Below are 21,982 nucleotides of genomic sequence, written 5' to 3' on the forward strand. Positions count from 1 at the left end.
GCGGCAACTGACTCAGGCTGAGTTTCAGTCAATAGAACCATGGTTCTTGGGCGGTGAGCGTCTGCGCACTTGCTCAAGGATCATGGTTCTCAGCTCGCGCGGCGCAACAATAGTGGCACCCAGAAGCACTAAACCCGCGACAAAACAACCAGCGATCAGCAAGGCGATCGGGTCTTGCAATAGGCTGGCGGCCATTATTGCCACCAGCAATCCTGCCACGGCGGGCAGCTGTGTGATCCAGAAGTTTCGATTGCCAAATTCGGACTTGGCCACAAGGAACAGCGCCTCGACTGTCCGCCTTGTCAGAAAGGCCGCAACGACCCCCATCAAACCATAATGTTGCGCGCTAAAAAGCAGCAGCGCCAAATAGGGCAAAATCAACGCAATCTGGAACTTTGCAACGAGGTCTCCGCGCGATTGTGATTGCAGGAAGACCGCCACTGTTTGCCCGATTGCCGTGACATAAAATGCACACAGCAACCAAGTCCCAATCGCGACCGAACGGGGGTCGAGATTTTCACCCAACCAAGCCTGCAAGAGAGGCTCCATCAAAAAGATAAAGCCTACGATCATCGGTGCAGAACAAGCAGACATCACAATCGCATAGAAAAGGGCCATACGCCGCGCCTCTGCTCCTTCGGAAATCGAGAAACGCGGGAAGAACACCTTTACCAGCGATTGGGGAATGAGCTGAAGGCGGCTGATGATCTGGAATGGGATGGTATAGGCGGCAACCGCAATCGCGCCCAATTGTGCACCAATGACCATGCGGTCCATGGTAAGAAGAAGGGGAGCAATGACTGCTGCGGCAATAATCCAAAAGCCGAACTGCAAAAGCATTCTGGAGCGATCCCAGCTCACGCTAGCGCCTTTACCGCGAAATTGTGAGCGCCAAAGGTCGAGCAAAAGCAGCGAGAAACCCAGACAATAGGAAATTAAGCTTGCCCACATGAGGACCGTCATACTCACGCCAAATTGGCATGCGAAAATCAGCGATAGGAGTGGCAGTCCCCCATTGCTTACCATCATCGCAACCGAAGCGCTCGGAAAGCGCTCTTTCCCGATTAATGCGCCATAAACCGCGCGCGATAGGCCGCTCACAAAACTGCACGCACCGATAAGCCATAGCGATGCGAGAAGTTCCTCGCGAACAGTCTCGCTTACGTCGAAGAACTGCCCAAAAAACACAAAGGCAATTGCGCCTGCCAAGATTGCTGTCGCAGGGCTGACCACCATTGCCGTGGCAAGGCCAGAGATCATTGTATCACGGGCTGCTTGCTGATCGGAGGTCAAGCGCGCGACTGCGTGAGTGATAGCAGTTCCAACGCCGTCAAGAATATGCGCTGAATAGATCAGGATAAGCCAGCACAAGGCGAGGGCTCCATATCTTTCTGCACCGATTAGGCCCAGCAAGAATGGCAAGGTCGCAACCGTCACCAGCACAGGGACGATGCTTGCCGAGATTGAGAAGAGGCTATTTCTGGCTAACATGACAAGCAGCTATGGCGCAGCCCTAACGGCTATCCGGCATGCGCTGTACCGCTCGCGGGGCAGCTTCAGGATGTGTCATGGTGCCCGGCCGCATCTGCGGGCGTCCGCGCATCCGCATAGAGCCAGGCTGGGCCACAGCAATCATGCAGCTTGTTGTAACACCCATCGCAATCATGAAAAAGACGTTGGCTTCCGAAAAGAACGTCACGGTCATCGAAATTAAGATCAGTACCGCCAGCATGATGTTCAATCCAACAACAAAGTTCCGGTCTGCTCGATGCAGCAAAGGGGCGCTGCGACCGAGAGAAACCATCACGATGAGCAGCCCGGTTGCGAACAGGACCGGTGTGACAAGACCGTGACGCAGAGCCAATGCCAAAAAATGTGCATCAATCGCATCGGTTAGCCAGGATGGCTTATCATAAACCGCAAATCCAATCCCAAATAAAGGATTGTCCATAACCGTTTCGCCGCCATACTTCCATTGCATGCGCCTGATGTAAGCGGTCGCAGGGTTCAGCGTGAAACGACCGACAACACTGACAATGCCTCCTTGCAATGCAATCTCAGCCAGAACTCCATAGAAGGCAATGCCAGCTACGATAAATGGCCAACGCAGTGGGCGCAGATAAGGCATAAATCGATCTGCAACGACCAACCCAATGGCCAACGCCAAACCAATCAGGGCGGCAGAAGACAGCGAAAAGAACCCTGCAGCCGATGCAGCTACCCCTATATAAAGTGCGCGCGATCGAAGGCCGCTCATCAGGTAGAGGGGCAATAGGCTCGTCAGGATAGCACCTCCCAAAATGGGGTAGGAAAACACGCTATATGCCCGCAAAAAACCAAGTCTGGTGTCATACAGGAGATTGAGATTTCCCTGTGCTACGCCGCCTTCGTAGCTGATGGCGCTACCAAAAATTGAGCTGAAAAAGGGCCGGATAAGAAGTTGGCCAGACAAACTCTCAATCGCAAAGAAGAGCGAGGCAAAACAAAGGCCAGGTATGATAAGAATAAGAACGCGGCGAAGGTCATTGAGGCTGGAGACAGATCCGCGCGCAATCAAGTACCCGCCGAACGTATCGAGCACGATTGCGAGCGACCTGATCAAGCCTTCATTCGGCCCGTAGATCTGCACAAAGGCAATCATTATCCAGATGCAGCCTAGCGCCACGAGCAGATCGACAAGATTAAACGACCCGCTCCTGCGCGGAGCCAAATAGATGAGCAGCGGAACTGCGGCAATGATGGCAATCCGATATGCATACAAATTGAGGCCAGATACAACGACCTTCACCTCAATTGGCAGCAAGAGAAACGAATAGATCACAAAGACCAGCGGTAAAACCTGCAGTGTCGGGCTCGTTTCTCGCCGGGGGGCTGACACATGTGCGGCATAGGCTGAATCGGCCGAATGGGCCGCGGGGGTGGGATGCGCCGAAGATCGCCCGGTGTTGTCATGCGCCGTCCCTTAGCACCAATTGGTCAAACAGTGCCGCGCTTTACGCGGGCCCTTCGTCTAGCGACAAGAACCGCCTCCAAAAAAGTGGATTTCTTCGCCCACCGCAGGATCGTGCGTTTCATCTCGAAACGCAAGTCTCCGGTAGGGGCTGTATCACGAAGAAGCACGGCCTCGATAGTCGATTGAGAAAGTGGGTGGCCTGATCCTTGATCCTTTTGAAAGGACGATGCCAAATCATCAAATCCGCGTAGAGCGCGAGAAATCGCCTCGGAGCGGCTGGCGGCACGGTCCTGATCAAGCGCATTAGCGAATGTTTTCGATATATCAGTAATGTCTACCGACATGCCATAATCAACACCTGCCGCGAGCAGAGTTTGACGGTGCTTGCCGTTACCCTTGCCTTCGCCAATATAGCCAGCGAACGGCACGCCAAAAGAAGTCGCGGTGACAAGGGCGTGAAGAGAGCTGGTGATTACGCCTCCGCTCATTCCAAGCAATGCAGCCGTTGCGACCACATCCTTGCTTTCCATCGGCGGCAACTGAACACGGTATGCATCAACGCCAAGCCCGATCAGCATCTCGCGTGCCGTTCCAAGGGTATGGCGATCATCCATGAAATGGCACACCGGTACGAGCAAAATTGGTAGGTCCGCATTTCTTGCTACCGCCGCAACTTGGTCGCACCATGCACGCAGGTCATTGTCCAGATACGGCGAAGAGATGTGCGCAGCGATATAGGCCTTCAATTCATAGGCCTCCGGAAGCCAGCGCCTGGCTTCAGCTACCCATTCATCCTGCGATTTAAGGGTCGAGAGCGCAAACACGGGGTCCGCCACGACTGGAAAATGCCCTCCAAGACGCTGAGCGGTAACAGCGTCGCGCACGGTTACTTTCGTAGCGGATTGAAGCGCCTCTGCGATCTCCGGTGGTGCCTCAAGATGCGCATGGGGCATACCGGCACAGTGGACGTAAAATTCGGTCACCCCTCTCGATGCCGCTACAACCGGTCCAAGCCAGAGCCGCGCAAAGGCGCTCAAAGTGGTAGCGGGGAAATTAAACGTGCCAGCACTATGGCCAAGCCAAAGCGTTTCGCCTCCGCATAAGATGAGCGCATCCTCTTCAAAGGAAACGTTCGAAAGTCTGTCAGGCAAGGGCTTGATCGGCCCATATTCCATGATCTCAGCCGACCGAGCGAGCGGCGAATAGAATGTGAATGCAAGGTCCGCAAAGCGCTCGCGCAGGAGGTGCATATAGACCTCTGGGAACAGGCAATCGCCATAATTGGCGACATCAAAAGTTCCCACAAAACCAATTTTGGGCACTGGCGATTTGGCAGGAATTTCCGTCGTCAATGTGTTTACCCCTGAAACCGAACTTCTCAAAATCGAGAGCGCGGCTCACCCACTTATTGGTAATTGCGCGTCCCGACATCTGCGGTTTCATTGGTCTTCACACCGCGCCCCCTCGCCTTTTGGACAAGCGAGAGCATCGGTTCGGGCAGTTTACTACGCAGCTTTTGCTTGATCCCGCCCCACGTTAGGTTGCCGCGTTCAAGATCGAACAGTTCCCAATCATGCGGGGGCAAATCACCCACATCCTTGTACCAAAGATTACCGTAAAGCTGCGTGCGCTGCCCGCCCAAATGGTCATAGTGAGCGCGCACGGCATGCATGGTGTCATTGCCGGGTGCGAACAGAACAATGGAGTTGTTCGCAGGCTGAGTTTTCACGTCATCGCACCAATCCCAAGGGACCCAGCAGCGCTCTATCTCAGCGTTCGCGTCCCAAAAATAGCGCACGCAGGCGTGATCATCTTTTAGCTTTAGATAATGGGTATGATGGTCAAGCGCTTCGGAACCATCATGCGGGTTGATGTTGACCATGAAGGTTGCCGCCTTGCGCCGGATATCGGGGTGCGGGCTGATCTCATATCCATCAAGGTACTTTTGAATGCCGTTGTCGGTCTTGCAGCGATCAAAATCGAGATCGAACTTGTCAGCAAGTGCCTTGTTAAAGGCATCGCTTGAGAGAAATTCGATGAGATCGTTGAGGATTGGCGTCTCGGGACCATAGAGCCTCAACGTAATACCAAACCCTTCGCACGCTGAGCTGTGGTAGCGATTGGTCCTGCCGGTTTTGTGCCAATCAATGTAGTCCTGCTTTTCGGTGATGCAGCCCGGAAATTCGATGATCTTATAGCCCGCACCCTCAAGCGTTTCGAACAGCTCTTCGTCGCTATTGACGGCTGGCAGGTTGATTTCAGGCGAGCATACGATGGCTGCGAAATCTTCCGGCTTTAGAAATTCCGCGATGTAGACATGACGAAAAGGATCGCCGGAAAAAGGTGCGTTTGCAATTCGGTCCAGCAAATAATCAAAACGTGACATGGTACTACATGGCCTTCAAAATCCCGGACACATATACCCCCGCATCTCCTCGCTGACCATGGGTAATCCGGGTCAGGTGGCGGGTTCCTGTTTAGGTGTCCAAGGGGAGCTGGTTGTCTGTTTCCAGGATGTAGTCGCTAAAGCGCGGATGGTTGAAATCGGCAAAATTATAAAGACGATGGTGCCACGGCTGCTTGGGCGCGTAATGGTATTCCATATGGCGCAAAGGTGAGAGTGCGCGCGAGCCTTTGTTGGCAGCGTTGAAGTTATCAATCGCAAGCGGCATGCCCATGCCTATACCAATTGGCGCCAGGTCGTGACCGGTTATGTCATCGAAGTAGCATTGAATGCGGGGCAAGCGATATTCGTACGGCACATCAAAGATTTTCAGCGCGTCCATCGTCGATGAATAGTAATCAACGTCGAAAGCCGCCGCACCAATCGGCGCGGGGTTGAAATTCTGGACAAAATCAGTGGTCGTTTCCGCTACATCGCCGATGACCAGCTTGGCGCTCGTCAAACGCGCATCGAGGGCTGCCCGGTCCATTTTATAGTGAGCGCTTTGCCAGAAGAATGGCACATCGCGGTAATCGCGTGGTGCCGGCAGGCCGCCGCCTGTGTCAAAACCGTAGATTTCGAAAGAAACGCCTGTAATTTTGCTCACGCGCTTGGCGTGATCCTCAAGGCTCAAAAGGCCGTTACCTCCCGCAACACCGAATTCAATCAGGCTAATACGGTCGATATTGAGCCGCCTTGCTAGGTCCGCGGCCCAATAGACGATATAACCATAATGAGGCCGCTCAACCGCGCGATATTTGATGAGCTTTGGATAGTCATTGCCTGCCCTTGCAGCGTTGAATGCATTGCGAAGCGCGCGGACTGCCGATTTCAACATGGCTAGCTCCCTGTTAAGCGAAATTCAGTGTGTTTGGACGAGCGGCCTCCACCACTCTTCATGATCGAGATACCAGCGCAAAGTCTGGCGAAGGCCCTCATCAAAACCGCGCGCCGCGGTGTAATCCAACTCCCCTCGCGCTTTGGTCTCATCAATAGCATAGCGGCGATCATGGCCAGCGCGGTCGGTCACAAAGCTCTTTAGCGTTTCGCTTTTTTGACCTTTGGCGGCTGGCGCACCCGGATAGCGCTCGGCAAGGCCCTCCACTTCCTCAAACGCCAGATCAACTTCGCGGCAGATTGCGGCAATCACTTCAAGGTTGGGCAGCTCTGCCCCGCCGCCGATATTGTAAGTCTCACCGGGTATGCCTTTTTCAAGGCATGCTTCAATCCCGCGGCAATGGTCCTCGACATGCAGCCAATCGCGCACATTCATTCCATCTCCATAGATCGGAAGGCTTTTGCCCGACAGCGCATTGAGGAAAAATAGCGGGATCAGCTTTTCGGGATATTGATAAGGCCCATAATTGTTCGAGCAATTGCTGGTCGTCACATTCAAGCCGTAAGTGCGGTGGTAGGCGCGCACCAGATGATCCGATGCCGCTTTAGAAGCCGAATAAGGCGAATTTGGCGCATAGGCTGCCGTTTCGCTGAACGCCGGGTCCTCTGGCCCAAGTGACCCATAAACCTCATCGGTCGAGATATGGTGAAAGCGGTGGTCTTTACCGCCACCATTAAGCCAAACCGCCTGCGCCGCTTTCAAAAGCGAATTGGTGCCAAGGATATTGGTGTCGATGAACGCATCGGGCCCTGTGATAGAGCGGTCCACATGGCTTTCCGCCGCAAAGTGCACAATGGTGCTGATATCTCGCTCTCGTAGGAGATTTTCGGCCAATTTCTGGTCGCGAATATCGCCTTCGATCAGCTCCGATGACGGCGCGTCCGCAATAGTCGAGGCATTGCCAGCATAGGTGAGCGCATCGAGCACAGTGATATGATCGTCCGGGTGATGCGCATTCCAATAATGCACAAAATTGCCGCCGATAAATCCGGCGCCGCCAGTGACCAGCAGATTAGCCAAGAGCCCTTTCCTCTCTCAGCATGGTCCGCAAATTCTCGCGCCATGGTGTGTGCGCATCGCCCAAAAGCGCGCGCGTGGCGCTGCTGTCGAGAAGTGCGTGCGCGGGCCGCGCGGCAGGCGTGGGATAGTCAGACGTAGTGATAGGCTTGATCGTAGGGATGCGGCCGATCAGGCCCAGCTCGTGCGCTTCTTCGGCGATAGCCACCGCAAAATCATACCAGCTGATCTCACCTGCATCGCTGTGGTGGAAAGTTCCAGAGGCCTCTTTTGCAAGCAAACCCCAAATCGTCTCAGCCAAGCCTGTGGCCCAAGTGGGCGCGCCTATCTGATCGGCAACCACCTTAAGTTCATCACGCTCGTTCATGAGGCGGATTATCGTGCGCACAAAGTTTGCGCCGCCTGCGGCATACACCCAGGACGTCCGCACAAGAATATCGCTGTCCCGCAAATGGTCTTCACCAGCCGCTTTGGTCCGGCCATACGCGCTGATCGGAGCGCGGGGATCGTCCGGCTGGTATCCGGCTTTAGAGGTTCCATCGAAGACAAAATCGGTCGAGACGTGAACGAGCTTGCCGCCCGTTTGCTCCAAGGCGCTGACCATGACGGCCACTGCGCCCGAATTGATCGCGAGGGCCATGTCCTCTTCTTCCTCGGCCTTATCGACCGCAGTGTAGGCGGCCGCGTTGATGATCACCTCTGGCCCTTCGACTGCAATCCGCGCGGTGAGCATAGCGCTGTCGGCAAGGTCCACGTCATCGACATCAATGGCCGTGATATCGGCGTGGTTTGGCGCGGCCGCCTGAAGCGCCCTGCCCAATTGCCCGCCAGCCCCTGTGATGAGAACTCGCATCAGAACGCCGCCACATCTGCAAGCACCAGACCCTTAGCGTCTTTTACGGAGATGATCGGATCAAGGTCAGACACCGGCCATTCAATCCCGACAGTTGGGTCATTCCATGCCAGCGTGTGCTCTGACGCCGGGGCATATGGCGCGGTGCATTTGTAGAGAAAATCGGTGTCGTCGGCGAGGGTCAGGAAACCGTGCGCAAAACCTTCGGGCACAAAGTACATGCGCTTGTTTTCAGCCGAAAGCTCAACGCCTGCCCATTTGCCAAAGGTTGGCGAATTTTTGCGAAGATCGACCGCGACATCGAACACCGCGCCATTCGTCACACGCACCAACTTTCCTTGCGGGCCCGGATTTTGGAAATGCAGCCCCCGCAGCACCCCTTTGTGCGAGCGGCTGTGATTGTCTTGAACAAATGCAAGGTCCAGACCCGCTTCTGCGAACGCCGCCTCATTCCATGTTTCCATGAACAACCCCCGCTCATCCCCGAACAGTCGCGGCTCAATAATCAGGAGGCCCTCAATTTCGGTCTGTACAATGTTCACGGCAAAACCTGGTTTTCCAAAAGCGCGAGCAGATATTCGCCGTATCCTGATTTACGCAATGGCTCTGCGATATCCGCTAGCTGCGCATTGCTGATGAAACCCTGACGCCATGCGATTTCTTCAGGACAGGCTATCTTAAGGCCCTGCCGCTCTTCAGTAATGCGCACATACGTCGCGGCATCCAAAAGCGAGGCGTGGGTGCCGGTATCAAGCCAGGCAAACCCGCGTCCCATGATCTCAACAGACATCGACCCCTCGCCGAGATAGAGCCGGTTGAGGTCCGTTATCTCCAATTCGCCGCGCGGTGATGGCTTCAAATCACGCGCCCGGTCTACTACCGTTTCGTCGTAGAAATATAGGCCAGTGACCGCGTAATTCGATTTGGGCTCTGCCGGTTTTTCTTCGATCGAAATCGCCCTGCCCGATGGGTCAAACTCTACTACCCCAAAGCTTTCTGGATCGGTCACACGGTAGGCAAAAACACTCGCGCCTTCTCTACGGGCATTCGCATTTCGAAGGATGTCAGGCAGGCCGTGCCCATAAAAAATATTGTCGCCCAAAATGAGCGCGCTTGGACCGCCCGCGACAAAATCGGCACCAATGCGAAAGGCTTGCGCAAGTCCCTCTGGCTGGGGTTGCTCAGCATAGGAAAGGTTTACCCCAAAATCCGATCCGTCGCCGAGCACACGCTGGAATTGAGCTGCATCCTCAGGCGTCGTGATGATCAAGATATCCTGAATCCCGGCGAGCATCAAAGTGCTCAGCGGATAATAGATCATCGGCTTATCGAAGATCGGCATCAATTGCTTAGAGACGCCTTTGGTGAGCGGATAAAGCCGTGTGCCGGACCCGCCTGCGAGGATGATGCCCCTACGCTTACTGGTGCGCTTTTCGGTGCGCGGTTTGATCACGTTGGTTGCCCTGACTGACCCTGACCCGGAAACGGGCTTTGTGCTTTGCAGCATGCCTTTTGAGGGTCAAGACTTAATGTCCTCCTGTCTGACGGTGAGACCGCTATCGCTGGTAAATACGAATCAATTGCCGCATGGGTCGCGAATGCGGGCACAGCTGCAGTGCCGCACTTTAGCAAGGCCAGCGAGCAACAAGAGCAATGAGCAACAGGGGCAATGAGTAACAGGGCGAATGGGCAACAGGGCGAATGAGCGACACTGTATCCATAGATGACTTTCTCAGCCGGTCCTTGCGCGCGGTTCGAGCGCAGCAGAATGCGGCCTGGGCCTTTGCGCAGGACGCAGAATGGGAAGCGGTCTGGGCCCGCATCGAATATCACGGGATCGCCTATTTAATGAACGCCCATGCTAAGCAGCTGGAGGCATGGCCACAAGCGTTGCAGAACCGTATCGCGGAAGAGGCAAGACTGATTGCATTGTGGGAGACCACCCATCATCATGCCCTTATCAAAGTGTTGGATGCCCTTTCGAAAGTGCAGACCGAAACAGTGCTGATGAAGGGGACCGCTCTTGCCTATTCGCTTCATGATGAACCTGCGACACGGCGCCGAGGCGACACTGATCTGTTGGTCCAACCAAAGGATCTAGCGGCGTGCCGCGAAGTTTTGAAAAGCCTTGGATGGTACAAAAAGAAGACCCGCACGGCCTCTACTACCAGGAAGGTTGGCTGCATGAAGTTGCTGGTTTCTTCGTGCACTCGATCGACTTGCACTGGCAACCGTCTGATCGCCCCGTATTGCAAGGCGTTTTGCCGATTGAAAAGTTCTTTGAACACAGGCGCGCCATGCCCCGGCTGCATTCTTCTGCTTACCGCCCGGACCCTGCTCTCATGGTCGTGCATGCGATGATTAACCAAAAATGGCATGCCTTGCATGGCTATCATTCGGAAAGCGGGAGGCTTTCGAGCCCGAGGCGTCTGATTTGGTCGGTCGATCTCGACTTGCTCTACAAAAGCATGGAGCCAAAAGAGTGGGACCGGCTTGAACTGCATTGCAAGACCCACGGCATCGGGCCGCTCATCGCTGAAGCATTGAGGGGCATGCAAACCGATCTTTGCAGTGACTTACCCGAAGAGAGAATTGAGAGGATTGAGAGGATTGCCGAACTTCCGCTCGGCAATGCGCTTGCTTCGTACTTCGCCAATCCGGACAGTTTGAGCCAGTTCTGGATCGACCTTAAGAATGCGCGCTCTGTGCGAATAAAAATCCGCCTGCTTATGACCCGTGCCTTTCCGCCTAGACAGCATCTCTTGGCAAAATATCCTGCCTCGAAAGCATGGCCGACTGTCCTTTTGCAGGGGCGCATGCAGATCGAAACCGCAGCCCGCGCGGTGCGAAAGGTTGCACGCCGATGAGCGTCAAATTCTGGACCGAGTGGGCTTGGCGCTTTCGCTGGCAACTGATCACTATCAGCGTTCTGACCTTGCTGAGCTCGCTTGCAGCACTGGCGGTTCCTTGGCTTGCCGCAGAGGCCTTGGGCGGGATCGTCACGCAGGGCAATAATGCCCCGGATTTGGGGCAAACTCTGATAACACTAATCACGGTTCTGACGCTGCTTACGGCGCTTAACATTGCCGCTGCCATTCAGTCCGAACGCGCATCGACGCGCATCCTGACCGATCTTCGCAAACGCATTTACGAGCATGTGCAAGTGATGCCGCTTGCCTTTCATGACGACCAGAGATCGGGCGATGTGCTCGCCCTTACATCCTACGAGGTTGGCAATCTGAGCGAATTTCTGGCCAGCACCCTTGCCAATGCACCCGCGATTCTGCTGACCACGATTGGCGCTATCGTCATCCTCTATTGGATCGACCCGGTTATGGCTTTCATCGTGCCGCTGCTGGTGCCTGCTTTTGCGATCATGGTCAGGCTGACATATCGCCAATTGCGCGGCCTTTCGGGCAAAGTGCGTGCAGCCGAAGTGGAATTGGTGGCTATTGCAGAGCGCGATCTGGAAATCCTGCCCGCGATCAAGGCCTTTGCAACCGAAGAACACCACAAATCAGAATTTGCAAAAGCGGCTGAAACCGCGCGGGGCCATGCGGTTGAGCAAGCTCAGCTGCAAGCGATCATCGGCCCCGTGATGGCCTTCATTGCGGCGATGGCTGCGATAGGCGTGCTCATTATCGGAAGCGGCTATTTGAGCGGCGAGGCTTCGTCTGCCTCCGATGTTTTTGCATTCCTCCTCTATGCAGCGCTCCTGACACGGCCAGCAGGCGCGCTCGCCGCAATGTACAGTTCCTATCAGATGGCGCGCGGGACACTAGAGCGGCTGGAAACCGTGTTTGCCCAAGAACCCGAAGCAGGCCACGACAGCGGCATCCCGATTGAGCGGGCCGCCGGGGCAATTGTCTTTAAATCAGTAAGCTTCGCATATCCCACCAGAGCGCCGGTTCTGTCTGAATTGAATCTCGACATTTCGCGCGGTGAAACCATCGCGATCACTGGCGAAAATGGGGTCGGCAAATCAACTTTGGTGCGATTGCTGCTGCGCTTTTATGAACCCGATTCCGGCACGATCTCCTTGGACGGCACCCCCATCGACCAATTCCATATCCGCGAGTTTCGGCGTCAATTCGGATACGTACCTCAGCGCGCATTGCTCTTCAACGGGTCCATCGCAGACAACATCGCCTTCGGTCAGGGCGCTGATAGGCAGGATAATCGGATCAAAAAAGCAACACGGCTGGCGCAAGTGGACCGGTTTGCAAGCGATCTACCCGAGGGCCTCGATACGCAGATCGGCGATCACGGGATCAAACTGTCAGGCGGGCAAAGGCAGCGTATCGCATTGGCGCGCGCGCTCTATCGAAACCCGCCCATCATGATCCTCGATGAAGCGACCAGCATGTATGACCTCGAAAGCGAGGCGGCATTTGTCGAAGATTGCGTAGGTATCTTGGAGGATCGGACCGTTATATTGATCACACACCGCCCCGCCAGCCTATCGCTTGCAGACCGGGTGATTAAGCTTGGAGCAGACGGCGTGACGAAAGTGCGCTAAGCCGGTTTTGCGGTGATCAATTCCTGATCTTGGAGCTGCGCTGCTAGTGCCAGCAGGTCGGCTTCAATTTGATCGCGCGGTGCGTCAAACTCCTTCTCAATCCTGTCGCAAAGTTCACCCAGATTGTGCGGCGCCTCGGACAAAAGCTCCCAGATGCGTCCACCCACGGCATCGAGGCCAAAATACTGGCCCGAGTTTAGGTCGAGCAGCACAAGCTCTCCGCTCACCTTGCGGGTCACAACATCTTGGGACACTGTAAACCGATCAGTGAGTTGCATGGACCATCCTCAAATACATCAGATTACTCTTTCGGCAGGTTCGAAAAATGCGTCAGAACTGCCTCCCGCACACGGGGCAACTCCTCATACACGCGGGTAAAGTCAAGGGCGTAGCAAGGGATGTCCTGAGACAGGTCAGCAATACGGCCGAAATGGTCTCGCAGCCTCGTTTTGTCCGCAACATCGAGGATAAAGGCATGCGGCAACAGCGCTGTTAGCGCCTCCTGGGCAGAGAGTGGCCGGATCGAGAGCGTTGCGTGGTGATCGGTGCCAAGCAAGAAAATCTGTTTCAAGGGTGCAGGATCTTTGCCAAAAGGCAGCGCGCTACCAGCATCGAAGTCTTGTTTGAGGTCATCGCCGGTAAAGCTTGTCTCGGCGCCGAGAAGGAAACGAGCGCTATCGGCAAAGAGGCGCAGTTTCGGCCGCTTGGGCTGGAGCCAATACGCATTATCGTCAAGCTTAAGATCAATCACGTCCTCTGTGAGGAAAGGATAACCAGCGCTTGCAAACGAGCCAGCCAAGGTGGTCTTGCCGCCTCTCGACAAACCGAGAAATGCGATCACACCTTCGCCAGCGGTAGAAACCTTATCGCCAGGCACGACAACCGCGCTTCCGTGGAGAAACAAACCGCCGCGATGATTGCCAAGAATGGGCTCAATCGCATTGTGATACAGATTGGTAAGGGTCGCTGCATCGCATTCGGGCGTGGGCCACGCTGTCACACGAAAATGATCGCCATCTGCGGCAAGGTGAAAGTCTGCTTGGCCCGGAAAACGAACCAAGAAGTCTGAGCCGTCCTTGTGGAACTCCGCCATGCAATACCCTTGCGGCGAAACCCAGCGGTCGTAAGGCTCGCTTGCGAACGCGGTTTGCTCGCGTGGGGATTGGGGCGTCCAATTCATGCCTGCGGGCTCTAACCCTAACTTTGTGCAGTGACAAAGGGGGCTGATGCGAAGCCAGTGACATCTGGCGCCCAATCAATCGCCAGGTTAGCCCGGTTTCTCGCGGGAAAGTCGCAATTGGATGGGTTCAACAATGGCGCACGCGCGGGGCCCAAAACCGCGCAGCGATCTCGCGGCGAGGCAAATGTGCCATCAAACGATCAGCTATCCAGGACCCGTCTGGGCAATTGGCGGCTGGGAATTTGGAACCCAGATGCTCGGCATCATTCGGCAGAGCAGCGCGCGCTGGCGTTAATACCCCGGGACGCGCTGCCGCCTCACTATCCAATGTCCCAGTCGTGACATCAGCAGCGATCTACCCTGACGAAATTTCGCCAAGAGGCTGCTTTAAAACAAATGCTTATTATGAAAAAGAAAAAGGGCACCCACAATAGGCGCCCTATTTATCTGCTAAAGCGCCTAGCGGGTCTAATCGGCCCGCTTAACACTTAAATCAGACGCGTGTATTACCAGCCAAGCCATCACGGAGGCGGGCTTGGCTACCACCGGTGAGGTTGCGAACTGAACCGAAAGTGGTGAGCTTCGGAGCTACATATTCCGCTTTTTCAAAAGTCTTTGTCATTGTTTTTCCTGTCCAGCTGCACCCCTGTGGCAGGGTTATTCACGCGTATACCGTTAGCCTGATACAAAAATGCCGCCGAAGCGTAAAGGCCCCAAATCTCCCAGGCCCAATAGTCCCCATCCGGCCCCTCAAAATCCACGCCGAGAAGCCGGGGAAGCCCTTGAAAATCGCACAACTCCCCCAGCACTCGCGGGGCATGCTCCCTTGCATACTCAGCGAATTGGTGGTCGATTTTGGTGTTAGTGAAGTTAGCCTTCGTTACCCGGTTGAGCACCTTATCGCTCAGAAATGGCGCGACCGCTTTACGGTGGATCACTTTGGTCAAAGCGCCTCTGCGTTTGATATGGACAGGTGTCGCAAGCGAAAACTCGATAAACGCTTTGTATAGCATCGGATGGCGCGATTCGAGACCAATCCTGTTGCGCTGACGGCGCATCATCGTGTGGGAAAGATCGCCGCGCGGCGTTGTAGCAAGGTTCACCTTCGACCAGGCGATCGGATCGGCTGGCAAAGATGCTTCGAACTCCTCCTCGGCCTCTTTCAACGCTTGCCGCAGCTCAGGGGCAAGCCAAGTCAGTGCAACATCATTGCGCCGACGTTTTTCGCGCATACTGCGCCGAATACCGTCTCGTATCCCATCTGGAGCAAGCCATCCTACGGTTTGCCGAAGACACTGTTTAAGCGCTGATCCAGCGCCTTGAAATGATATCTCCCGGCGTAGAGTGCGCAGGAAGCCAACCGGGTCTTTGTCATCGAGATATTCGGGAAAGCTATGGGTGTGTCCCTGAAGCCATTCATCGCCGCCAACACCGTTGATGATTACACTCGATCCATCGTCGATGACTTGCTGGTCAATTGTCAGCATCATAGCGCCATTGGACGGAATTGGCATATCGCAATGCCACTCAGCGTCCTTGGTGTAGTAATCAATGTCTGGATCGAACAGCGGCGTCTCGGTTATTTCACGTCCGATATGAGCGGCCGCAGCCCTGGCGTAGGGAAGCTCGAACGCATTGCTGCCATCGGCGGCCGCAAGGCTGTATCCGCGAAAACCGGGCGCTTGCCAAAGCCCGTCACGCTCCAAAACATCAGCAATCGAGAAGATGGCGGACGAATCGAGGCCGCCGCTTACTGCTACACCGACGGATTGATGAGAACGCGATGAGCGGCGAACACAATCAAACAAAACCTCGCGGTAGTGCTCAGCATAGTCTTCATCGCTATCGTAGCGGATTGTTACCTGCGTCGGCGGTGACCAATAGCTTGTTTCAGCAAAAGAGGCGCCATCGCAGATCAAGAAGTGCGCCCGCTTCAGACGGTTGATCTGTTTCCAGGGCGTGTCTTCGCGCAGATACCACCGATTGGTCAGCGTTTGCGCAAGGTAACGTGCATTGGGTTCCATCGCCTCGGGGTTCAGCGCGAGGATAGTGCGGAAATCCGAGGCGATGATGACACGGCGTTCCTTGCGCATGAAATAGAGCGGAACAAAGCCAATGTGATCTCGGGTCGCGAACAAGCGCCCTTTGCGCTGATCGGCTATGATAAGAGCGTATTCGCCTTCAAGGCGCTCTGCACAACCCTCGCCCCAAAGCTCGTAGGCGCGCAAGGCAATCTGAGCATCGGATCGATTGCGCAGCACCCCGCCAACAGCCTCGATATCGCGGGCCACTTCCTCGTGATTGATTAGATATCCATCAAACACACAGGCCACCTGCCCGTCATCGGTCACAACGGGTTGCCTTTGTTCTTTCGATTCGCTGGTGGTGTGCACAATACAGCCAGCCAGAGCGAAATTGCCCGAACGCCAACTTCCCGCGTCATCATGCGGATAAGCCTTCAGAGAACCTAACGCGGAATCGAGATCATCCTTGCCAACGCCGTCGAGGGAAAAGATGGCACAGATTACAGACAAAGCGGTGTCCTTGGATTTCGGTACGCAAATGGATGGCAGCGATCTGTTCGCTGTGGCATGGGAGCGGCGGAATGGAAAGATGATGAAATTGGCACAATCTCGGCATGTCCCGCCTCAAGGGAAGCGTCCAATCGTCAGTGACGCTGGGTGGCTCATCCCTTTTGCAGTGCGGGGCCTTGCAGAGTTGGTGCGCGCAAGAGTTGTTTTTCAGAAATTCGAAGCCAAGCAAATACGCGCTCGCAACCGTGCCTCTAAAGCTGCTTCACTTGCAGCCCGTAGCGCGCCGGAGGCAACCCTTGCGCGGATTGCTTATGTCATCCCGCGCATTGCCGCCAGACTGCCTTGGCGTTCAGATTGCATGGTCCAAGCAATAGCAGGTCAGAACTGGCTGATGTCTTTCAAGGTCTACGCCGAGATACAAATCGGGGTAGAGAATCCAAAGGACGGCAAGTTCGGCGCACACGCTTGGCTGATCCATGAAAAGAGCGTCGTTACAGGCGGCGATATCAGCCAATATCACTTGATCCTCAGCGAATCGGAGGATTCGGAAGAATCATGCTGAGACGAGACGTCGATAAAGCATACCGCACCTGTGTGACCCGCCTGATAGAAGTGCGATAAGGGCGCGGTTAGCGATTTATTAGCCTTTTTTCGCGGTCTGGTTGTCAAGCGTGCTGCACTGCAGTAGCAAGCTAGGTCAAATCATTCATCAAGAGGGCAGGATTGATGTTTCAGAAAATTTCTAAGGTTATTGTGACCGCTGCGGCAGCAAGCTTGGCTTTCGTCCCGGTTGCAGCGCAGGCGAACACTCGCGCTGGCGATCAGACACCGGTTTACACCAGCAGCTCAGCCGCACAGCCTGGCCTTGGCCGTTCGGCTGAAGGTGAAGGCGTGGTTGGCGTACCGTACATCATTGTTGGCCTCTTCGCCGCTGCTGCTGTTATCGGCGCTATCGTCATCGCAGGCAGCGAAGACAATGACGATGCTGATGATGTTGTAGATGATGCTGACACCACACAGTCTCCAGGCACCTGATAGCCTTCAAGGCTGCCGGCTTAGTTTAAAGAATAAGCGCGCGGGATTCCCGGGCGCTTTTTCTTTGCGTTGAGGGCTTTACTTGGCGGCTCCTTCGATCTGATTACCTGTCTTGTTGAATGAATGTGATCGAGCGCAAGGCGGACCAAATGCAGGGAGTACGAAGGCAGGGCGTACGAAGGCAGTCCTAAAACACAATGTCACGGATCATGATGTCACGAATCGCGATGGAAAACTCTGAACCGAGTGCGAGAGGTCATCTTCTCGCTTTGTGCATAATTTTGTTTGTCGCAGTCGCCTTCGGGGGCGGCGGTTCGCGCTATGGCCTCGCCAATCTTCTCGTCCAACTCACCGCGCTGGCGGGCCTCGCTTTTCATCGGCGCAGCTTTTTGAAGTTCTGCGCAGATGCGCCTTGGTATCTGAGCGCGCTTGTTTTTGGCTCAGCGCTCATCCCTGCGGTGTTTCTCATTCCCCTTCCGCCAGAGATTTGGACCGCACTTCCCGGGCGCGAATTGGTTGCCCGCTCGCTTGAGCTTGCCGGGGGCTTTCATGGAGGGCGGCAAGCGTCGACCCGGTCCGTACAGGCCTCGCACTCAGCGCCCTTACTACCCCTTTCGCAGTCCTGGCTATCGGTTGGGCAGCGGGCCGCGCGAAGCTGATCACTGCCGGTTGGGTTATAGTGGGTTTGGGCTTTGCCAACCTCTTGATCGGCGCAGTGCAGGTGCTTTCCAATGGGGAGACGGGCCTCTTCTATCCGGAAAATCCGATGCCCGGCGTGCTGTTTGGCACATTTGCAAATCGCAATTCGGCTGGTCTTTTTCTGGTGGGATGCCTCAGCTTCGCCGCTTTGCTCCCCGTCCCAGGACCGCTTGATCGCGCGCAGCTTCCTATTCGCATCTCTCTTTGCATCCTTCTCATCCTCGCGGTTATCCTGACCCGTTCGCGCACCGCGCTGGTGCTCGCAGCAGTGCCGCTCGTATTGGTTGCTGTGAAATTCGCATCAGTACGAATGAAAGGCGGTAGACGCGCCAGGCGCCATGGGCACATCCCTTCAGCACGCCCGGCAACAAAATGGGCTATGCCAGCCGCGATTATTCTCGGCGTTGTAACGCTCGCAACTCTTGTGGTTGCCGCGCCGGGGCGCTTAGGAGACCTTGCCGAGCGTTTTCAGAGCGAGCGAACCGATGCACGAACATACATTTGGGAAGATGGCGCCTATTCGGCCGACCGTTATTGGCCGGTTGGCGCTGGAACGGGCACATTTGATGACGTCTTCCAGATTGACGAATCGCTTGAGAACATCACACAGCGGCGCGCTGGGCGCGCGCACAATGACTATCTCGAGGTTGTGATTGAGGCGGGCTTGCCGGGCATTGCGCTGGTTGGCGCTTGGCTGATGGTGCTTGCTTGGCTCAGTTGGCGTGCACGCGGTTCTCGGGACCGCTGGATTGCATGGAGCGGCAGCGCTGCCTTGCTGGCAATCGCTTTGCAGTCGGTCACAGATTATCCGCTGCGTAATCACACCATGTTGGCGTTCGCTGCATTCGCTTTGGTTATACTTGCGCGCTTCGGCGTACCGGCAAGGGCTGGCGAGCAATGATTGGCCGGATACTCTGGATCGCGCTGATCTTAGGCGCAGCGATTATGACAACAGGCGTGCAATTCGACCGGCAAGCTCGCAAGACACCCGAAATCGCACCACATGTGCCTGAGGTCTTTCGTTCAGCAGCGCAGCCAAGAGTGGCAGCGCTTGCCATTTATGGGGGCCGCGCTGAACTTGGGATCGAAGAGGCGCAAAGATTGGTGAGACGCCGCCCGATGCCAGCGCGCAGTTTGCGTCTGTTGGCGCAGGCACATTTCGCAGCGGGAGACACCGATGCGAGCGGTCTTGCCATCCAGTACGCGGCGCGGCGCGGATGGCGCGACCGGCTCGCCCAAGAATCGGTAATGCAAATCGCCATTGCCGCAGGAGATCGCTCCGAGGCCGCGCGCCGATATGCCGCGCTTTTCTTGATCCGGAGCACTGAAGACGCGCTTCTTCAAGACGTTGGCCCTGCGATCTTTCCAAAGGCCGGCGGCGAGGAACGCGCAGTGTTTGCTGCGATCGTGAGCGGTGCAGACAGGTGGCAGAACCGGTTCCTGACCAAAGGCGCGCGGGTGATGCCGCCCGGTGCGTTTGTCGAGGTGCTTGAATTGAGCATCGCTGAGGATGCGAGCTTCCCTTGCCCCGCGCTTGAACAGGCACAGGCCATAATTGCCCGCACCAATAAAGCCGCCTCCGCAAAGCTGGACCGCTTGATCGGAGCAGAATGCTAAGCTCACCGCTGGCAAACGCGCGGCGATAGTACGCTAGGTCTGGGTCGATTTTGGGCCACGGCTCGACAATGGGTACAGGTCACCTCTTGCCCAATGCTTCGCTTTCGAGCATGGGATCGGCGTCTTTTCGTTTGCAGATTGATCAGCTCCGCGGGATTTTAAAGCCATGTCCAACCCTTCTGTTTTGTCCAACGCTTTGGTCACTATTTTTGGTGGCGGCGGCTTTATCGGGAACTACGTCGTTCAGGCTTTGCTTGCACGCGGTGCGCGGGTGCGGGTGGCCAGCCGTAAGCCTGAGAAAAGCTGGCCTTTGAAGCCGCTTGCCAATCTGGGTCAGCTGCAATTTGCGCAGTGCGATATCACCGATGAAGCCCAAGTAGACAAGGCGCTGAGCGGTGCGGATTACGTGGTCAACCTCGTTGGCGCGTTTGACGGTGACCTCTCCAAGCTTATGGGTGAGGCTCCTGGAACGATCGCGGCGAAAGCCAAATCGGGCGGCGTGCGCGGCTTTGTCCATATGAGCGCGATTGGCGCTGATGAAAACTCGCCCACCGCCTACGCCAAAGGCAAGGGTTTGGGTGAACGGCTCGTTCTTGAAGCTTTTGCAAACGCCACAATTCTTCGCCCCTCCATCGTGTTTGGCAAGGATGACAATTTCCTCAATATGTTCGGCGGCCTCATTGAGATGGCGCCGGTGCTGCCCGTCTTTGGACCGGATGCTGAGCTCCAACTGGTATACGTAGACGACGTTGCCGAAGCGGTTGCCGCCGCACTTGAAGACCCAGCAGCCCACGGCGGCAAGACCTTCGAACTTGGCGGACCCGAAGTCCTCACCATGATGGAAATCAACACCCGCATCGCCGAGGCCGCAGGGCGCGATCCCAAGTTTATCGCCATGCCTGATGGGCTCAGCGGTCTTTTTGCCGCCCTGCCCCTGACGCCGATGAGCCGTGATCAGTGGACCCTGCTCAAAGCCGGAAGCGTGGTCAGCGACGATGCAAACACCCTGGCTGACCTTGGTATCGACGCACGCCCGCTTGGCCTGTTCCTTGACAAGTGGATGACCCGGTACCGCCGTTTTGGCCGCTTTGGTCTTGCCAATGAGCGTAACAAGAAGCGCGAAGCTGCGGGCTGATTCGCAGGCGCTGATGGCACCGCCTTCAACACATTTGGCAGACTTGGCATACTGTTCAGGGGCGAAAAACCCTGCCCTCTGACCTGCTGAAATCAGCGGATCAAAGGCACAGGTTTCAACGACTTGCAGACCCTCGGCCTACAGAGCGAGGGATGAGTAGGACATGGAGGCCTAAAGCTGCGCCTCATACAAAGTCAGCAGATCCGCATAAGCCTTTTCAGCCGGAGCCTCCGCAAATGACGGGCTGTCTGGAACCGTCCAGCCGTGATCACCCGCATAGACCTCAACCGTAGCGGGTCGCCCTGCTGCTTCGGCGGCGGCTGCAAATTCGTGCTTGTGCGTGGGCGCTGCGGCGTCATCATCCTGCGCCACTGCGATCAGATATCCAGCCGTGCTTGCAGGAAGAACCTTATGCGGGCTCTTCTCATAGTCATCGCGCACAAGTCCCCCGCCGTGGAAGCTTGCCGCCGCTTTGATCCGCTCAGGGACGGCCGCCGCGCTCCATACGGTGAACGGCCCGCCCATGCAGTACCCTTGCGTGCCGATGCCTTTGGATGTGTCCACCGCGTCCTGACCATCAAGCCACACCACTGCAGCGCCCGCATCGCGGCCGATGGAATCAGCGTCGAGCTTTTCGCGGTAAGGGGCAACGGCCTGCAAAGCGCCTGCTTCCACCCAGCCTGCGAAATCTTCGAACTGCTGACCCGCAACATCGCGGTAATATGGGTTCATGATGAGCACCGCGAAGCCTTCTTTGGCAAGACGCGTTGCCATGTCGATTTTAGCCGGGCGGATTGAGGCAATGTCAGGCCAGAAGATAATCGCTGGGTGCTTGCCTTCGCTTGGGTGGATAAACACACCGTCCATCACGCCATCGGCGGTCTCAAAGGTGATTTCGGTCTGTGTGACGGCAACCTCTTGCGCGCTCTCACCGATAGCCGTTACAGCTTCTGGCGCGCACGCAGTGATCGCAGCAGCGCCTGCCAAAACGCCGAGTTCGCGGCGGCTCACTTGGCCTCGCGCCCATTCCTTGAGATTGGCTTGATCACACATTGCTCGCTCATCCTTCTAAGTCTTTGATCTCACCAATTTGATAGGC

The 21,982-nt window shown here is 55.9% G+C and carries 22 protein-coding genes; 9 read left to right on the forward strand and 13 right to left on the reverse strand.

Features of this window, described 5'->3' with window-relative positions; translation table 11 throughout:
- Positions 1–24: 24 nt before the first annotated feature.
- From AC0V60_RS11755 to rfbA, 9 genes are all read right to left on the reverse strand, one after another.
- Positions 25–1,491, reverse strand: coding sequence for an oligosaccharide flippase family protein (locus tag AC0V60_RS11755; RefSeq protein WP_486178644.1), 1,467 nt, complete (start codon positions 1,489–1,491; stop codon positions 25–27).
- Between the two features lie 22 nt (positions 1,492–1,513).
- Positions 1,514–2,821, reverse strand: coding sequence for an O-antigen ligase family protein (locus tag AC0V60_RS11760; RefSeq protein WP_486178645.1), 1,308 nt, complete (start codon positions 2,819–2,821; stop codon positions 1,514–1,516).
- Positions 2,822–2,976: 155 nt separating this feature from the next.
- The gene (locus AC0V60_RS11765) at positions 2,977–4,305 is read right to left on the reverse strand and encodes a polysaccharide pyruvyl transferase family protein (protein ID WP_486178646.1); all 1,329 of its coding nucleotides are present in this window, start codon (positions 4,303–4,305) and stop codon (positions 2,977–2,979) included.
- 53 nt (positions 4,306–4,358) lie between these two features.
- On the reverse strand, positions 4,359–5,339 hold the full coding sequence (locus tag AC0V60_RS11770) for a hypothetical protein (RefSeq protein ID WP_486178647.1): 981 nt from the start codon (positions 5,337–5,339) through the stop codon (positions 4,359–4,361).
- A gap of 91 nt (positions 5,340–5,430) precedes the next feature.
- On the reverse strand, positions 5,431–6,234 hold the full coding sequence (locus AC0V60_RS11775; protein WP_486178648.1) for a hypothetical protein: 804 nt from the start codon (positions 6,232–6,234) through the stop codon (positions 5,431–5,433).
- A gap of 24 nt (positions 6,235–6,258) precedes the next feature.
- Positions 6,259–7,314, reverse strand: coding sequence for a dTDP-glucose 4,6-dehydratase (gene rfbB, locus AC0V60_RS11780; protein ID WP_486178649.1), 1,056 nt, complete (start codon positions 7,312–7,314; stop codon positions 6,259–6,261).
- Complete coding sequence (gene rfbD / locus AC0V60_RS11785; RefSeq protein WP_486178650.1) at positions 7,307–8,164, reverse strand: dTDP-4-dehydrorhamnose reductase; 858 nt, start codon at positions 8,162–8,164, stop codon at positions 7,307–7,309. Before rfbD ends, rfbB begins: the two co-directional genes overlap by 8 nt.
- Complete coding sequence (gene rfbC / locus AC0V60_RS11790) at positions 8,164–8,706, reverse strand: dTDP-4-dehydrorhamnose 3,5-epimerase (RefSeq protein ID WP_486178651.1); 543 nt, start codon at positions 8,704–8,706, stop codon at positions 8,164–8,166. Before rfbC ends, rfbD begins: the two co-directional genes overlap by 1 nt.
- On the reverse strand, positions 8,703–9,617 hold the full coding sequence (gene rfbA, locus AC0V60_RS11795) for a glucose-1-phosphate thymidylyltransferase RfbA (RefSeq protein WP_486178652.1): 915 nt from the start codon (positions 9,615–9,617) through the stop codon (positions 8,703–8,705). The genes rfbC and rfbA overlap by 4 nt, the downstream gene beginning before the upstream one ends.
- A gap of 248 nt (positions 9,618–9,865) precedes the next feature.
- Here rfbA and AC0V60_RS11800 point away from each other — a divergent pair, with 248 nt between their 5' ends.
- Genes AC0V60_RS11800 through AC0V60_RS11810 form a run of 3 tightly spaced genes read left to right on the forward strand, consistent with a single transcriptional unit; the run spans position 9,866 to position 12,683 of the window.
- Complete coding sequence (locus AC0V60_RS11800; protein WP_486178653.1) at positions 9,866–10,525, forward strand: nucleotidyltransferase family protein; 660 nt, start codon at positions 9,866–9,868, stop codon at positions 10,523–10,525.
- Complete coding sequence (locus AC0V60_RS11805) at positions 10,522–11,031, forward strand: hypothetical protein (protein ID WP_486178654.1); 510 nt, start codon at positions 10,522–10,524, stop codon at positions 11,029–11,031. The genes AC0V60_RS11800 and AC0V60_RS11805 overlap by 4 nt, the downstream gene beginning before the upstream one ends.
- Complete coding sequence (locus AC0V60_RS11810) at positions 11,028–12,683, forward strand: ABC transporter ATP-binding protein (protein ID WP_486178655.1); 1,656 nt, start codon at positions 11,028–11,030, stop codon at positions 12,681–12,683. The genes AC0V60_RS11805 and AC0V60_RS11810 overlap by 4 nt, the downstream gene beginning before the upstream one ends.
- On the opposite strand, the gene AC0V60_RS11815 is transcribed toward AC0V60_RS11810, so the two are convergent.
- The 3 genes from AC0V60_RS11815 to AC0V60_RS11825 all read right to left on the reverse strand — a co-directional run bounded on the left by AC0V60_RS11815 (position 12,680) and on the right by AC0V60_RS11825 (position 16,397).
- Positions 12,680–12,961 carry a PqqD family protein gene (locus AC0V60_RS11815; protein ID WP_486178656.1) on the reverse strand — a complete coding sequence of 94 codons (282 nt, stop codon included), beginning with the start codon at positions 12,959–12,961 and terminating at the stop codon, positions 12,680–12,682. The two genes, AC0V60_RS11810 and AC0V60_RS11815, sit on opposite strands and share 4 nt — an antisense overlap.
- Before the next feature lie 23 nt (positions 12,962–12,984).
- Entirely contained in the window at positions 12,985–13,863 is an 879-nt protein-coding gene (locus AC0V60_RS11820; protein WP_486178657.1) for a hypothetical protein, read from the reverse strand.
- A 605-nt stretch (positions 13,864–14,468) separates the two neighbouring features.
- Complete coding sequence (locus tag AC0V60_RS11825) at positions 14,469–16,397, reverse strand: asparagine synthetase B family protein (protein WP_486178658.1); 1,929 nt, start codon at positions 16,395–16,397, stop codon at positions 14,469–14,471.
- Between AC0V60_RS11825 and AC0V60_RS11830 the strand changes: the two genes are divergently transcribed.
- From AC0V60_RS11830 to AC0V60_RS11855, 6 genes are all read left to right on the forward strand, one after another.
- Positions 16,378–16,959: a lasso peptide biosynthesis B2 protein gene (locus tag AC0V60_RS11830; RefSeq protein ID WP_486178659.1), complete on the forward strand. Its 582-nt coding sequence runs from the start codon at positions 16,378–16,380 to the stop codon at positions 16,957–16,959. The two genes, AC0V60_RS11825 and AC0V60_RS11830, sit on opposite strands and share 20 nt — an antisense overlap.
- A 164-nt stretch (positions 16,960–17,123) precedes the next feature.
- Positions 17,124–17,432, forward strand: a complete 309-nt coding sequence (locus tag AC0V60_RS11835; protein ID WP_486178660.1) for a hypothetical protein — start codon at positions 17,124–17,126, stop codon at positions 17,430–17,432.
- Between the two features lie 209 nt (positions 17,433–17,641).
- Positions 17,642–18,091, forward strand: a complete 450-nt coding sequence (locus AC0V60_RS11840; protein WP_486178661.1) for a hypothetical protein — start codon at positions 17,642–17,644, stop codon at positions 18,089–18,091.
- Between the two features lie 20 nt (positions 18,092–18,111).
- On the forward strand, positions 18,112–19,032 hold the full coding sequence (locus tag AC0V60_RS11845; protein ID WP_486178662.1) for an O-antigen ligase family protein: 921 nt from the start codon (positions 18,112–18,114) through the stop codon (positions 19,030–19,032).
- A complete protein-coding gene (locus AC0V60_RS11850; RefSeq protein WP_486178663.1) occupies positions 19,029–19,748 on the forward strand; it encodes a hypothetical protein in 720 nt (239 codons plus the stop codon). Before AC0V60_RS11845 ends, AC0V60_RS11850 begins: the two co-directional genes overlap by 4 nt.
- A 166-nt stretch (positions 19,749–19,914) precedes the next feature.
- Entirely contained in the window at positions 19,915–20,883 is a 969-nt protein-coding gene (locus tag AC0V60_RS11855; RefSeq protein ID WP_486178664.1) for a complex I NDUFA9 subunit family protein, read from the forward strand.
- Positions 20,884–21,054: 171 nt separating this feature from the next.
- On the opposite strand, the gene AC0V60_RS11860 is transcribed toward AC0V60_RS11855, so the two are convergent.
- On the reverse strand, positions 21,055–21,936 hold the full coding sequence (locus AC0V60_RS11860) for a dienelactone hydrolase family protein (RefSeq protein WP_486178665.1): 882 nt from the start codon (positions 21,934–21,936) through the stop codon (positions 21,055–21,057).
- Between the last annotated feature and the right edge of the window lie 46 nt (positions 21,937–21,982).

It is taken from the genome of Erythrobacter sp. S259, assembly GCF_057364965.1.

What these genes read in the sequence shown, in the direction of transcription:
- AC0V60_RS11755 (WP_486178644.1), bottom strand. Translation starts at nt 1,491, where the DNA reads ATGTTAGCCAGAAATAGCCTCTTCTCAATCTCGGCAAGCATCGTCCCT.
- AC0V60_RS11770 (WP_486178647.1), bottom strand. Translation starts at nt 5,339, where the DNA reads ATGTCACGTTTTGATTATTTGCTGGACCGAATTGCAAACGCACCTTTT.
- AC0V60_RS11775 (WP_486178648.1), bottom strand. Translation starts at nt 6,234, where the DNA reads ATGTTGAAATCGGCAGTCCGCGCGCTTCGCAATGCATTCAACGCTGCA.
- rfbD (WP_486178650.1), bottom strand. Translation starts at nt 8,164, where the DNA reads ATGCGAGTTCTCATCACAGGGGCTGGCGGGCAATTGGGCAGGGCGCTT.
- AC0V60_RS11800 (WP_486178653.1), top strand. Translation starts at nt 9,866, where the DNA reads ATGAGCGACACTGTATCCATAGATGACTTTCTCAGCCGGTCCTTGCGC.
- AC0V60_RS11805 (WP_486178654.1), top strand. Translation starts at nt 10,522, where the DNA reads ATGATTAACCAAAAATGGCATGCCTTGCATGGCTATCATTCGGAAAGC.
- AC0V60_RS11810 (WP_486178655.1), top strand. Translation starts at nt 11,028, where the DNA reads ATGAGCGTCAAATTCTGGACCGAGTGGGCTTGGCGCTTTCGCTGGCAA.
- AC0V60_RS11815 (WP_486178656.1), bottom strand. Translation starts at nt 12,961, where the DNA reads ATGCAACTCACTGATCGGTTTACAGTGTCCCAAGATGTTGTGACCCGC.
- AC0V60_RS11820 (WP_486178657.1), bottom strand. Translation starts at nt 13,863, where the DNA reads ATGAATTGGACGCCCCAATCCCCACGCGAGCAAACCGCGTTCGCAAGC.
- AC0V60_RS11830 (WP_486178659.1), top strand. Translation starts at nt 16,378, where the DNA reads ATGGCACAGATTACAGACAAAGCGGTGTCCTTGGATTTCGGTACGCAA.
- AC0V60_RS11835 (WP_486178660.1), top strand. Translation starts at nt 17,124, where the DNA reads ATGTTTCAGAAAATTTCTAAGGTTATTGTGACCGCTGCGGCAGCAAGC.
- AC0V60_RS11840 (WP_486178661.1), top strand. Translation starts at nt 17,642, where the DNA reads ATGATGTCACGAATCGCGATGGAAAACTCTGAACCGAGTGCGAGAGGT.
- AC0V60_RS11850 (WP_486178663.1), top strand. Translation starts at nt 19,029, where the DNA reads ATGATTGGCCGGATACTCTGGATCGCGCTGATCTTAGGCGCAGCGATT.
- AC0V60_RS11855 (WP_486178664.1), top strand. Translation starts at nt 19,915, where the DNA reads ATGTCCAACCCTTCTGTTTTGTCCAACGCTTTGGTCACTATTTTTGGT.
- AC0V60_RS11860 (WP_486178665.1), bottom strand. Translation starts at nt 21,936, where the DNA reads ATGTGTGATCAAGCCAATCTCAAGGAATGGGCGCGAGGCCAAGTGAGC.